14 protein-coding genes are annotated in these 12,275 nt (G+C 60.6%); 9 read left to right on the top strand and 5 right to left on the bottom strand.

The annotated features are described in order from the left end of the window. Window positions 1-123: 123 nt before the first annotated feature. The 4 genes from ACM6HV_RS21470 to ACM6HV_RS21455 all read left to right on the top strand — a co-directional run bounded on the left by ACM6HV_RS21470 (window position 124) and on the right by ACM6HV_RS21455 (window position 3,541). Window positions 124-732 carry a LemA family protein gene (locus tag ACM6HV_RS21470; protein WP_007963199.1) on the top strand — a complete coding sequence of 203 codons (609 nt, stop codon included), beginning with the start codon at window positions 124-126 and terminating at the stop codon, window positions 730-732. Window positions 733-745: 13 nt separating this feature from the next. After that, complete coding sequence (locus ACM6HV_RS21465; RefSeq protein ID WP_414905243.1) at window positions 746-1,498, top strand: TPM domain-containing protein; 753 nt, start codon at window positions 746-748, stop codon at window positions 1,496-1,498. Between the two features lie 33 nt (window positions 1,499-1,531). After that, window positions 1,532-2,149 carry a TPM domain-containing protein gene (locus tag ACM6HV_RS21460; protein ID WP_414905242.1) on the top strand — a complete coding sequence of 206 codons (618 nt, stop codon included), beginning with the start codon at window positions 1,532-1,534 and terminating at the stop codon, window positions 2,147-2,149. A gap of 168 nt (window positions 2,150-2,317) precedes the next feature. Then, window positions 2,318-3,541, top strand: a complete 1,224-nt coding sequence (locus ACM6HV_RS21455; protein ID WP_145593380.1) for a class I SAM-dependent methyltransferase — start codon at window positions 2,318-2,320, stop codon at window positions 3,539-3,541. Window positions 3,542-3,600: 59 nt separating this feature from the next. Here the strand turns inward: ACM6HV_RS21455 and ACM6HV_RS21450 are convergent, their stop codons facing one another. Beyond that, window positions 3,601-4,506: a DMT family transporter gene (locus tag ACM6HV_RS21450; RefSeq protein ID WP_414905241.1), complete on the bottom strand. Its 906-nt coding sequence runs from the start codon at window positions 4,504-4,506 to the stop codon at window positions 3,601-3,603. A 281-nt stretch (window positions 4,507-4,787) separates the two neighbouring features. Here ACM6HV_RS21450 and ACM6HV_RS21445 point away from each other — a divergent pair, with 281 nt between their 5' ends. From ACM6HV_RS21445 to ACM6HV_RS21435, 3 genes are all read left to right on the top strand, one after another. Further along, entirely contained in the window at window positions 4,788-5,369 is a 582-nt protein-coding gene (locus ACM6HV_RS21445; RefSeq protein ID WP_414905240.1) for a DJ-1/PfpI family protein, read from the top strand. A gap of 13 nt (window positions 5,370-5,382) precedes the next feature. Continuing rightward, entirely contained in the window at window positions 5,383-5,688 is a 306-nt protein-coding gene (locus ACM6HV_RS21440) for a ribbon-helix-helix domain-containing protein (protein WP_003222468.1), read from the top strand. 195 nt (window positions 5,689-5,883) lie between these two features. Then, window positions 5,884-6,228 (top strand): YegP family protein, encoded by a 345-nt coding sequence (locus tag ACM6HV_RS21435; protein WP_108181923.1) that lies wholly within the window; start codon window positions 5,884-5,886, stop codon window positions 6,226-6,228. Between the two features lie 131 nt (window positions 6,229-6,359). On the opposite strand, the gene ACM6HV_RS21430 is transcribed toward ACM6HV_RS21435, so the two are convergent. Together ACM6HV_RS21430 and ACM6HV_RS21425 are read right to left on the bottom strand one after the other, a co-directional pair. Continuing rightward, window positions 6,360-7,244, bottom strand: coding sequence for a dihydrodipicolinate synthase family protein (locus ACM6HV_RS21430; protein ID WP_262948962.1), 885 nt, complete (start codon window positions 7,242-7,244; stop codon window positions 6,360-6,362). A 22-nt stretch (window positions 7,245-7,266) separates the two neighbouring features. After that, entirely contained in the window at window positions 7,267-8,049 is a 783-nt protein-coding gene (locus ACM6HV_RS21425; protein WP_145593376.1) for an aldolase, read from the bottom strand. A 106-nt stretch (window positions 8,050-8,155) separates the two neighbouring features. Between ACM6HV_RS21425 and ACM6HV_RS21420 the strand changes: the two genes are divergently transcribed. After that, on the top strand, window positions 8,156-8,698 hold the full coding sequence (locus tag ACM6HV_RS21420) for a helix-turn-helix domain-containing protein (protein WP_003222480.1): 543 nt from the start codon (window positions 8,156-8,158) through the stop codon (window positions 8,696-8,698). 88 nt (window positions 8,699-8,786) lie between these two features. Here the strand turns inward: ACM6HV_RS21420 and ACM6HV_RS21415 are convergent, their stop codons facing one another. Next, window positions 8,787-9,806 (bottom strand): DUF4917 family protein, encoded by a 1,020-nt coding sequence (locus tag ACM6HV_RS21415; protein ID WP_414905239.1) that lies wholly within the window; start codon window positions 9,804-9,806, stop codon window positions 8,787-8,789. Between the two features lie 153 nt (window positions 9,807-9,959). Between ACM6HV_RS21415 and yiaY the strand changes: the two genes are divergently transcribed. Beyond that, the gene (gene yiaY, locus ACM6HV_RS21410; protein ID WP_414905238.1) at window positions 9,960-11,108 is read left to right on the top strand and encodes an L-threonine dehydrogenase; all 1,149 of its coding nucleotides are present in this window, start codon (window positions 9,960-9,962) and stop codon (window positions 11,106-11,108) included. On the opposite strand, the gene ACM6HV_RS21405 is transcribed toward yiaY, so the two are convergent. Next, window positions 11,105-12,271 (bottom strand): MFS transporter, encoded by a 1,167-nt coding sequence (locus ACM6HV_RS21405; RefSeq protein WP_414905237.1) that lies wholly within the window; start codon window positions 12,269-12,271, stop codon window positions 11,105-11,107. The genes yiaY and ACM6HV_RS21405 overlap by 4 nt on opposite strands. Window positions 12,272-12,275 lie beyond the last annotated feature (4 nt).

Here is a 12,275-nt window from a genome sequence, read left to right as displayed (position 1 = left end):
AGGGCCTCTTTTTAGCCCATCGGCCCGTTGCAATCCAGTGGCGCGGCCGATTATGCCCCAACCGCCGATGCAGAAGGTTTCACGGTCGGTTTTTTATGAAATACGCCAGGGAGCATCACTTTGATGAATGTCAGTCCAACCTACCGCTCGCGTCTGCAGGTCGCCACTTTACTGGTGCTTGCCACTTTGTTGACCGCATGTGGCATCAACAATATCCCGACCCTCGACGAACAGGCTAAAGCCGCCTGGGGCCAAGTCCAGAACCAATATCAGCGCCGTGCCGACCTGATCCCCAACCTGGTGGAAACCGTCAGAGGCTACGCCAAGCATGAGGAAGCGACCCTGACTGCCGTGGTCGAGGCGCGGGCCAAGGCGACGTCGATCCAGGTCGATGCCAGCACCCTCGACAACCCGGAAAAACTCAAGCAGTTCCAGCAGGCCCAGGATCAGTTGAGCGGTGCCCTGAGCCGGCTGATGGTGGTGTCCGAGCGGTATCCCGACCTGAAAGCCAACCAGAACTTCCTCGCCTTGCAGTCGCAGCTCGAAGGCACGGAAAACCGGATTGCCGTGGCGCGGCGCGATTTCATTCTGGCGGTGCAGAAGTACAACACCGAGATCCGCACGTTTCCCGGGCGCCTCTGGCACAGCGTGATGTACAGCGATCTGCCAATTCGCGAAACCTTCGAAGCCACCACCCCCGGCGCGGAAAAGGCCCCGGAAGTGAAGTTCTGACCCGAGGTTATTCATGCGTGTGTTGAAGATAGGCCTGGTGCTGATGCTGTGGCTGTTCGCCGTCAGCGCCCGGGCCGAGTTGACATTCCCGGCGCTGAGCGGGCGGGTGGTGGACGAGGCGCAGATGATCGAGCCGTCGGTGCGTGCCCAGTTGAGCCAGCAATTGCAGGCTCACGAGCAAGCTACCGGCGAGCAACTGGTGGTGGTCACGGTGCCTGATCTGCAGGGCACCACCATCGAAGACTACGGCGTCCAACTGGGCCGGCACTGGGGCATCGGCCAGAAGGACAAGAACAACGGCGCGCTGCTGATCGTCGCCCGGGACGAGCGCAAGCTGCGCATCGAAGTCGGTTACGGGCTGGAAGATCGGCTGACCGATGCACAGAGTTCGGTGATCATTCATCAAGTGATCACCCCCGCGTTCAAGGCCGGCAATTTCAGCAAGGGCATCAGCGACGGCGTCGCGGCGATGCTCGTGGTGCTCGGCGGCAATCCGCTGGACGAGCCGTCCACGGTGTACGAGTCGAGCGGTGATCCGCAAAACGATTTTGTCTCGCGGCATCCGTTGTTGTTCGTTTTTCTGGTGGTGTTGTTCATCCTGACGGTGTTTGTCTGCCAGATGCTCGGTATCCTTCCCGCCGGCCGTGGCGGCTCCGGTGGCGGCGGCGGTTTCGGTGGGGGTGGATTTGGCGGCGGCGGTGGAGGCGGGGGCTTCAGCGGCGGCGGGGGCAGTTTTGGCGGCGGCGGATCGTCCGGCGGCTGGTGAACACACAACAATAATGATCAGGCACTTTTCGACATGGCATTACTGACCGAACACGAACAACGCAAAGTCGCCGAGGCGATCGCCCGGGTCGAGCGTGACACGGACGCCGAACTGGTAACGGTGCTGGCGGCGCGCGCCGATGACTACGCATACATCCCGTTGCTGTGGGCCAGCCTGCTGGCGCTGCTGGTGCCGGGCATCGTTCATTACCTGACTGGCTGGATGACGATGCGCAGCCTGTTGCTGGTGCAATGGGGGCTGTTTATCGTCCTGTGCCTGCTGTTTCGCCTGCCGAAGATCACCACCCACCTGATCCCGCGCCGCGTGCGGCACTGGCGCGCATCGAACCTGGCACGGCGACAGTTTCTCGAACAGAACCTGCACCACACCGTCGGCAGCACGGGGATGCTGATCTTTGTCTGCGAGGCCGAGCGCTATGTGGAGATTCTGGTGGACGAAGGGATTTCCCGGCGGCTGGACAACAAGAGCTGGGACGCGATTGTCGCCGCGTTCACCGAGCAGGTGCGGCAGGGGCGTACGCTTGAGGGGTTCATCACCTGCATCGAGGCCTGCGGCGAATTGCTCAAGGTGCATGTGCCGGTGACGCAGGTGAGGAATGAATTGCCCAATCGGTTGATTGTGTTGGCATAGATCAAAAGATCGCAGCCTGCGGCAGCTCCTACACTGTCTTCTGTAGGAGCTGCCGCAGGCTGCGATCTTTTGATTTTTGCCGTTGGGTAAATAAGAGCGTGTCCCCAACCGCCATCCCCCCTAAAATACCCGCCATTCCCGTTTCGCCCCGCCCGAGGCTGCTTGTTCATGTCCGTTAACGCCCCATCCGCGCCGTCTGCCAAACCGGTGCCCGATCATCACGCCCAGTTCATCGAGCTGCTTCAAACCAGCCTCGAACAGAACGGCTTCATCAAACTGGTGCTGGCCAAATACGTGGGCGAAGAGGCGGAGCTGCAGCGGATCATCATCAAAGCGGTGACGGTCAAGGCGCAGCCCAACCTGTCCTTCGTTTATCGCTACAAGACCCGCGACATCACCAAGAACCTGCCGCTGAGCGAAGGCGTGGCGGTGATTGCCGAGCTGTTGCCGGCGGCGTTCAAGAATGCGCATTTGCTGACTGTGACCGACGAAGCCCAGCTCGAATACAGCAAAAAGGGCAAGCCTTCGCTGTTCAAGAGTAAACCTCAGCAATTGCGTGAAGCGCCGTCCGCCGAGCACAACCGCGAGAAAAACCGTTTTCTGGACCTGAGCCGACCGTTCCTCAAGGACCTGGGCGTGACCAACGCGCAGCATGAGCTGATCCCGGCGATGTCGCGCAAGTGGAAGCAGATCAACAAGTTCATCGAAGTCTTCAGCCACGCGCTGACCTCGTCACCGCTGGCGCTGGACAAACCGGTGCGAGTCGCGGATTTCGGTTCGGGCAAGGGCTACCTGACGTTCGCGATTCACGATTACCTGCGCAATACGCTGAAGGCCGAGGGTGAAGTCACCGGCGTCGAGCTGCGCGAGGAGATGGTCAACCTGTGCAACGCCGCCGCGGCGAAACTGGAGCACCCGGGCCTGGTGTTCAAGTGCGGTGACGTGCGCAGCGTGGCGCCGAGCGAACTGGACGTGATGATTGCCTTGCATGCGTGCGACATCGCCACCGACTACGCGATTCACACCGGCATCCGTTCCGGCGCGTCGATCATCATGTGTTCGCCGTGCTGCCACAAACAGATCCGCCTGCAGATCCAGAGCCCGGCACTGCTCAAGCCGATGCTGCAATACGGTCTGCACCTGGGCCAACAGGCGGAAATGGTCACCGACAGCCTGCGTGCACTGTTCCTCGAAGCCTGCGGTTACGAGACCAAAGTGTTCGAATTCATCTCGCTGGAACACACCAACAAGAACAAGATGATTCTCGCGGTGAAACGCGCCGAGCCGGTGGACCCGGCCCAGCTGCTGGTGAAGATTCAGGAGCTCAAGGATTTCTACAACATCAGCGAGCACTGCCTGGAAACCCTGTTGCGTTCGGACGGCTACCTCTGATCCTGTGGGAGCGAGCTTGCTCGCGAAAGCGGACTGACAGTCAACGATGATGTCGACTGTTAGGGCCCCTTCGCGAGCAAGCTCGCTCCCACATGGGGTTTGATGGCGGTCTTGCGCCCGAGCATCACCGTCGCGATGACCCCGCAGGCAAACAGCCAGGTAATCGGTTCCACATGTTCACCAAAGAACAGCGCCGAAAACGCGATGGTGAAGAAGATCTGCAGCAACTGGATCTGACTGACTCGCGCAATCCCGCCCATCGCCAGCCCGGCGTACCAGGCGAAAAAGCCGAGAAACTGCGAGAACAGCGCCACGTAGCCGAACGCCCACCAGGTCTTGGCTGACACCGCGCCGTGATGCTGCAGCGCCAGGTACAACACCGGTCCGATCAGCAGCGGCGTCGACAGCACCAGCGCCCAGCAGATCACCTGCCAGCCGCCCATTTCCTTGGCCAACCGGCCACCCTCGGCATAGCCCAGACCACCCACGGCAATCGCGCCGAGCATCAGCAAGTCGCCGGCCTGAATGCTGCCGGCCCCGGTGTACAACGCGTAACCGAGCACCAGCGCACTGCCCAGTGCGGCGCAGGCCCAGAAGGCTTTCGACGGGCGTTCATGGGACAGCCACGCCGCATACAGCGCCACACACAGCGGTTGCAAACCGTTGACCAGCGCACCGTGGGACGCCGGCAAGGTCTGCATGGCCCACGCCGACAGCACCGGGAAGCCGAGAATCACCCCGGCGATCACCAGGCTCAGGCCTTTGATCTGCTGCCAGTTCGGCCATTTCTCGCGTCGCCACAGCAACAGCGCCGCCGCCGGAATCGCCGCGAACAGCGCACGGCCCAAGCCATTGAGCAGCGGATGCAGTTCCTGCACCACGATCCGGGTGAAGGGCAGGGTCAGGCTGAAAATCACAACCCCGAGCAGGCCGAGGGCCATGCCGGTGTTTTCGCGTGAGGACATGATGGGGGACCAGATGTTGAGGTGGCTGGAAGGTGTCCTCATCTAGCCATAATCCGTGGACTCCGGGCTGTTACAGCTAGGCACAGACTTAGGCGTACAGTTTGAGGGCCTCTTCGCGAGCAGGCTCGCTCCCACAGTGGATCGCATTCCAGTGTGGGAGCGAGCCTGCTCGCGAAGAACGATAACGCGGTCTTCGAGGTAGTAGCCGGTTGTTACCCGCCCGAACGGATAAGGTCTACCTTGAAGACTCCTGCAAGCCCATTCCCAGAGGAGTCCTCCCCATGGCCGCGAAAAAAATCCTGATGCTGGTCGGCGATTACGTCGAAGACTACGAAGTGATGGTGCCGTTCCAGGCCCTGCAGATGGTCGGCCACACCGTGCACGCCGTGTGCCCGGACAAGGCCGCCGGCAAGACCGTGCGCACCGCGATCCATGACTTCGAAGGCGATCAGACCTACAGCGAGAAACCCGGGCACCTGTTCGCCCTCAACTTCGACTTCGCCAAGGTCGCCGAGGCCGATTACGACGCGCTGCTGATCCCCGGCGGACGAGCGCCGGAATACCTGCGCCTGAACGATAAAGTCCTGGAGCTGGTGCGCGCCTTCGACAAGGCTGGAAAGCCGATTGCGGCGGTCTGCCACGGTGCGCAATTGCTGGCAGCGGCTGGGGTTCTCGAAGGTCGCGAATGCAGCGCTTATCCGGCCTGCGCCCCGGAAGTGCGACTGGCTGGCGGCACGTTCATCGATATCCCGGAGACCGACGGCCACGTTCAAGGCAATCTGGCGACTGCGCCAGCATGGCCGGCGCATCCGAACTGGCTGGCCGGTTTCCTCGGCCTGCTCGGCACCCAAATCACCCTGTAACGAGGATTCGCCGATGTGCGAGCTCTACGTCAAGGCCGACCCGATTCTCTACGAATCCCGCTCGCGCTCGCTGCGCATCTGCGGCGTGGTGACGACGCTGCGCCTGGAAAATCAGTTCTGGGACATCCTCAGCGAAATCGCCGAAGTCGATGGCATGACCACCAACCAGTTGATCGCCAAGCTGTATGAAGAGGTGATGGATTATCGCGGGGAGGTGGTGAACTTTGCTTCGTTCCTGCGGGTGAGTTGTACACGCTATCTGAGTCAGCGGCGGGTGACGGAGCCGCAGTTGTCGGTGGTGCGAGCAGTGGTGAAATAGCCAACACCGGGGTGACGCCTTCGCGAGCAGGCTCGCTCCCACATTGATTGCCGAGTGCTCACCTATTTTTGTGATCACTGGAGATCTACTGTGGGAGCGAGCTTGCTCGCGAAGAGGCCATTACAGGCGACAGAAATCTTGGGCTGGTCTTTACTCATTGGCGCAAAACCTCTCAACCGCCAAGGAGAATCGAGCATGTCCGGATGGTACGAAGTGAGCAAAAGCAGCAACGGCCAGTTCAGGTTTGTGCTGAAGGCCGCCAACGCCGAAACCATTCTCACCAGCGAGCTCTACACCACTCGTGCGGCAGCCGACAGCGGCATTGCTTCGGTGCAGACCAACAGCCCGCTGGATGAACGCTACGAGAAAAAGACCACCAAGGATGGTCATCCTTACTTCAACCTCAAGGCTGCCAACCACCAGATCATCGGCAGCAGCGAGTCCTACTCCAACGACACCGCGTGTGCCAAAGGCATCGCCAGCGTCAAGGCCAACGGGCCAAGCAAAGTGATCAAGGACAAGACCCTGCCGGTGCTCTGAACCCGGAACATCCCTCTGTAGGAGCTGCGGTACGCTGCGATCTTTTGATCTTGATGGTAAAGAGCAGGATCACAAGATCGCAGCCTCGTTTCACTCGACAGCTCCTACAGGGATTTTTGTTTTGCCTGAGATCAGCGCAGGGTTTTCAGGATGGTTTGCAGCTGCGTTTGTCCCGCCTCGCTCAACGGAAACACCGGCAAGCGCGGATCACCAACCTCCAGCCCCGTCTCCCGCAGTCCGGCCTTGATCGTCGCTGGCAAACCGCCCTTGAGGATGAAATCCAGCAGCGGCAACTGGCGATAGAACAGCTCGCGTGCGCGCTCCAGATCACCGGCCAGCGCAGCCGCATACAGATCCAGATTCAGCTGCGGGATCAGGTTTGGCGCGGCGGTGCACCAGCCTTTGGCCCCGGCGGCAAACGCCTCCAGCGCCAGCGGATTGCAACCGTTGTAGAACGGCACCTGACCTTCACCGAACAATTGCAGCTTGTGCATGCGCTGAATGTCGCCAGTGCTCTCCTTGACCATGGTCACGTTTTCCACCGCATTGACGATGCGCAGAATCAGCTCGACCGACATGTCGGTGCCGCTGGTGGCCGGGTTGTTGTAGAGCATGATCGGCACGCCGATGCTGTCGCCGATGGCGCGGTAATGGGCGAGGATTTCCGCTTCAGTCAGCTTCCAGTAGGAGGCGGGCAACACCATTACCACATCGGCGCCGTGGGCTTCGGCGAAGCGCGCGCGGCGCACGGCTTTGGCGGTGGTCAGGTCGGACACGCTGACGATGGTCGGCACCCGTTTGGCGACGTGCTGGATGCTGAACTCGGCGACTTGATCCCATTCGGCGTCGCTCAGATAGGCGCCTTCGCCGGTGCTGCCCAGCGGGGCGATGGCGTGAACGCCGCTGTCGATCAGGCGATCGATGGATTGGCCGAGGGCCGGCAGATCGAGGCCTTCGCCGTTGGCGCTGAACGGGGTGATGGTGTAACCGATGATGCCGTGAATATTGGACATGATGAGTCTCCGGGAAAAGCTGAAATCAGTTCAGGCAATCGGCGTGTTGGCGCAGGTTCTGCCGGGCGTAGTAATTGAAAGCGGCGGCGTGGCGCTTGGGTTTCGACACCCAGTCATGGGCCTCGCGCCCCAGTGCCGGAATGATCGGTTTGATCGTACCGGCGGCCATTGCCAGCAGCTGAAGTCTGGCGGCGCGCTCGATCAGTTGGGCGATGACACAGGCCTCTTCGATTGTGCTGCCGGTCGACAGCTGGCCGTGGTGCGACAGTAGAATGGCGCGCTTGTCGCCCAGTGCTCCGGCGATCAGTTCGCCTTCTTCGTTGCCCACCGGCACGCCCGGCCAGCCTTCGAGAAACGCACAGTCGTCGTACAGCGGGCACAGATCCATGTGGGAAATCTGCAGCGGCTCTTCCAGCATCGACAATGCAGCAATGTGCGTCGGGTGGGTGTGGATGATGCAATTCACGTCCGGCCGGGCGCGGTAGACCCAGCTGTGGAAACGGTTGGCCGGATTGGCCATGCCGTGACCTTCGAGCACTTCCAGGTCTTCGTTGACCAGCAGCAGATTGCTCGCGGTGATTTCATCGAAACCCAGACCCAGTTGCTGAGTGTAATAGGTCCCCGGTTGCGGGCCGCGAGCGGTGATCTGTCCGGCCAGACCGGAGTCGTGACCGCTCTCGAACAGGATCCGGCAGGTCAGCGCCAGCTTTTGCCGGTCAGTCCACGTATTATCCGCCAGGCTTTTTTGCATTTGGGTCAGCGCTTGCTTGACCAGTTGTTCTTTAGGTAGTGCTAATGTCTTGGCCATGTCTGTGTCCTTTGAGTGAGTGCAAATGACACTAAAGAGGCTATATGACACAAAGTGTCATTGGCAAGCACAAATCGTTGCTTCCTTCATGGAATAACCGCTGCGCATGTCTATCCGTTTGAAGTTGTTGAGAAAAAAACTTGGGGTAACGCTTGAGGCACTGGCCGAAAAATCCGGCATGACCAAGAGTTATCTGTCGAAAGTCGAGCGCGGGTTGAACACCCCGTCGATTGCGGCCGCGCTGAAACTGGCAAAAGCGCTGAACGTGAAGGTCGAGGAATTGTTCTCCGAAGACAACGTCAGCCTCGACAGTTACAGCCTGGTGCGCAGCCACGAACGCCAGTCACTGGCGGCCAACGATCAGAGCCCGGGGTACGCGGTGCTGGCGCATCAGGTCAGCGAACGCAACCTGCTGCCGTTCATCATCTACCCGCCGAGCGAGTTCACCGACAAGACCTTCAAGGAGCACTTGGGCGAAGAATTTCTGTTCGTCCACGAAGGGCAGGTGGAAGTGGATTTCATGAACGAACGGGTGCTGCTGGAGCGTGGCGATGCGCTGCATTTCAATGCGCAGAAGCCACACCGGATCAGATCGGTGGGCGAGGTGCAGGCGCAGTTGCTGGTGGTGGTGCACAGCAGCGAAGAATGAGCCTTAAAATCAAAAGATCGCAGCCTGCGGCAGCTCCTACACAGATCGGTGTAGGAGCTGCCGCAGGCTGCGATCTTTTGATCTTGCTTTAAACCTCGACCGGCACCGACAACTTCGGATTGCCCAACGCATGGCTCTTCGCATCAAAAAACCGCAACGCAACCCCGGTGCCCTCGAACACCTTCGCGTAATGGCGTTTCTGATGCTGAATGAACGCCGCACTGCGCGGATAGATCGAGATCGCCACGCTCGCCGGCTTCGCCAGGCGCAGTGCCCTCACGATATGCGCATCCTGCTCGCCCAGTGCATGACCGAAGATGCACAGATTCTGCGCGTGCCCCAATAACTGCTCATAACAGAACGACAGATAATCCGAACTGCGGATGGTCTTGAGCTTGTCTGCGCTCGGCCCTTCGTTGACGAACAGCGGCACGTCGTCCAGCGTTTTGATCGTGTTGTTGATCGCGAAACTGCCGAGCAGGGTGCCCTCGGTCGAGGTCAGTTTGCGCGCGGTGCCGTCCTGATTGCGCACCAGGTGCAGACCGCCGTGCAGGTACAGCAGACGCGGTTTGGTGCTGGTGCTGTCGCTCAGATCAAAACTGGCGTCGGAGCCGTTGAACAGGTCGTCGATGGCTTCGCTGCGGTGCTGGATCGCCCAGTGGTTGAGCAGGTCGTAGTTGGTGGTGAATACCGTGCGGTAGCGCGCCAGTTCCTCATTGAGCGTGACCAGGGTCGAGGCCTGTACCAGCCGCCACGGAATGTGTACGGCGTGCACGGTATTGATCAGTGCTTCCTTGATCGCGTAATAGCGATTGCGCGGTGCCGCCGAGCTGACGGCCAGCGCCTTGTTGACCCGACTGGTGGTTTTCAGTGCACCGAGCACTTGCTCGAAGCTGCGCGTCTGCATCGCATCGAACACGCTCAGCTCCGACGGGCTCAGCGGTTTCTCTTCCACCGTGCGCGCGTTTTCGAACAGCGAGTCGTAGCCGAAGTCGTCCCACACCGCGCGGCTGGCGCCATTGCCCACCAGCAGACCACTGAAGTCAGTGGTGGTACGCAGGGCGCTCCAGTCTTCGAGGGTGGCGTCGACATCCAGAAAATCGGTCATTGCGTGGGAAGTCTCAAAACAAAGGGCGGATGGACGGCGACTTTATCACGAGCGGGCGTTGAGCCAGATCAACATCGGCCGTGACCGATCAGTCGATCCTGTGCACATCCGCCGGATCGGAGCAGTCGATTCGGCCCCAGTCAGGAGACGCGCATGAGCAGCACCTTTTTCATTCCAGCCGTAAACATCATGGGCAATGGATGCCTCGATGAGGCCATGGTTGCGATCCGCAACTATGGGTTTCGCAAGGCGCTGATCGTCACCGACGCGGGGCTGGCCAAGGCTGGCGTGGCGACCATGGTCGCCGAGAAGCTGGCGATGCAGGACATCGACTCGGTGATCTTCGATGGCGCCAGACCGAACCCGAGCATCGCCAACGTCGAATCCGGGCTGGCGCTGCTCAAGGACAGTCGCTGCGATTTCGTGGTGTCGCTGGGCGGCGGCTCGCCCCATGACTGTGCCAAGGGCATCGCCCTGTGTGCGACCAACGGCGGGCAGATCCGCGACTACGAAGGCGTCGATCAATCGAGCAAGCCGCAGTTACCGCTGATCGCCATCAACACCACCGCCGGCACCGCCAGCGAGATGACCCGTTTCTGCATCATCACCGACGAATCGCGTCACGTGAAAATGGCCATTGTCGATCGCAACGTGACGCCGTTGCTGTCAGTCAACGACCCGGCGCTGATGGTCGCCATGCCGAAAAGCCTGACTGCCGCCACCGGCATGGACGCGCTGACCCACGCCATCGAAGCTTACGTTTCGACCGCCGCCAACCCGATCACCGATGCCTGCGCGCTGAAGGCCATGACGCTGATCAGCAACAACCTGCGCCTGGCCGTGCGTGACGGCAGCGACCTCGCGGCGCGGGAGAACATGGCTTACGCGCAGTTCCTCGCCGGCATGGCGTTCAACAACGCATCGCTCGGCTACGTGCATGCGATGGCGCACCAGTTGGGCGGTTTCTACGACTTGCCCCATGGCGTGTGCAACGCCGTGCTGCTGCCGCACGTGCAGACCTTCAACGCGCTGGTCTGTGCCGAACGCCTGACCGACGTCGCCCACGCCATGGGCGCGGACATTCGTGGTTTCAGCGCGGAGGAGGGCGCTCAGGCGGCGATCAATGCGATCCGTTGTTTGGCCAAGGATGTCGACATTCCTGGCGGCCTGCGCGAACTCGGTGCCAAGCTCAGCGATATTCCAGTGCTAGCCACCAACGCGCTGAAAGACGCGTGCGGCCTGACCAACCCACGGGCGGCGGATCAGCGGCAGATCGAGGAGATTTTCCGTAATGCGTTTTAAGGGCTGACGCGCGTCGGCGTGAATCTCACACAGAGCATCGCGCCGACTGCAAGCAGACTGCATAATAGTGCCAGCGGCCACGCCGAAGGGCTAGCCACAAGACTGGCAATCGCGCCGATCATTGCCGCCATCAGTTGATGAATAAATCCGCTCAACGCCATTGCGTAAGCACCCGCAATCGGTGCGCCATCGTTGGCGCGGGACAGGCTGATCGGGTAGTTCAGCGATTGTCCGAACACCGCTACGCAATAGGGCAGCCACAGCATCAGCGCGACGGAACTGGCTGTCAGACTGCCCAGCAGCATCACGCCGCACCCCGCCATCACCAGCACCACGCCCAGCGTCATCAACCGATGTTGACCCGTGCGCAGAACGAAGCGATTGACCACCAGTGCCCCGAGAAAGTATGCCGCACTGATCGGCCAGCCGAGCAGACCGTAATCCACCGTGGACCAATTGAACGGTCCTTGCAGGATCAGTGGCGCAGCCGTGTTGAAGGCTATGATCACCCCGTAGCCGAGGCCTCCGGCCACTGCCGGCAACAGGAACGCGCGATGGATCAGGATGCGCCGGTAAATCATCCATGCCGAAGCATTGGTTTGCGCCTCCTCCAATGTCGCAAAATTGACCCGGGATACGATCATGGCCATCAGCAGGCACGTGATGCCGAGCAAGTAGAAGATTGCCTGCCAGCCCAGTGTGACCTGAATGATCGAACCCAGGTACTGGCCGATGCCTAGAGCCACCACGAACGAAATCGAAATCCATGACAATGCCTTGGCCAGCAGGTCGCCGCGAAAACTGTCGCGAATCAGCACCCGTGCCATCACCGAAATCCCGCTGGCGCCGACGCCCTGAATCAGGCGCAGTAACAGGAACGACTCCAACGTCGAACCCAGCGGTAACGCCAGGTTCGCCACGCCATACAGCCCCAATGCTGCGAGTAACACAGGTTTGCGCCCGATACGCTGGGCCAGTGATCCCCAAAGCAGCATTGGCAGCGCCATGCCGACCAGATAAATCGATAAACCCCACGCCACTTGCGCAGGCCCTGCATGCAGATGGCCGGCAATCTCCGGCAGCGCTGGCAGGTAAATACTCATGCCCAACTGTGCAAGGAACACAGTGCAGCAGGTGATAAGAAGGGTGGCGCTGGCGTTCATCTAT

Origin of the sequence: Pseudomonas sp. IT-P260 (assembly GCF_949768395.1) — a bacterium.
In the GTDB taxonomy this organism is placed as follows: Bacteria; Pseudomonadota; Gammaproteobacteria; order Pseudomonadales; family Pseudomonadaceae; genus Aquipseudomonas; species Aquipseudomonas parakoreensis.
This window is presented reverse-complemented; position numbering and strand designations above follow the sequence as displayed.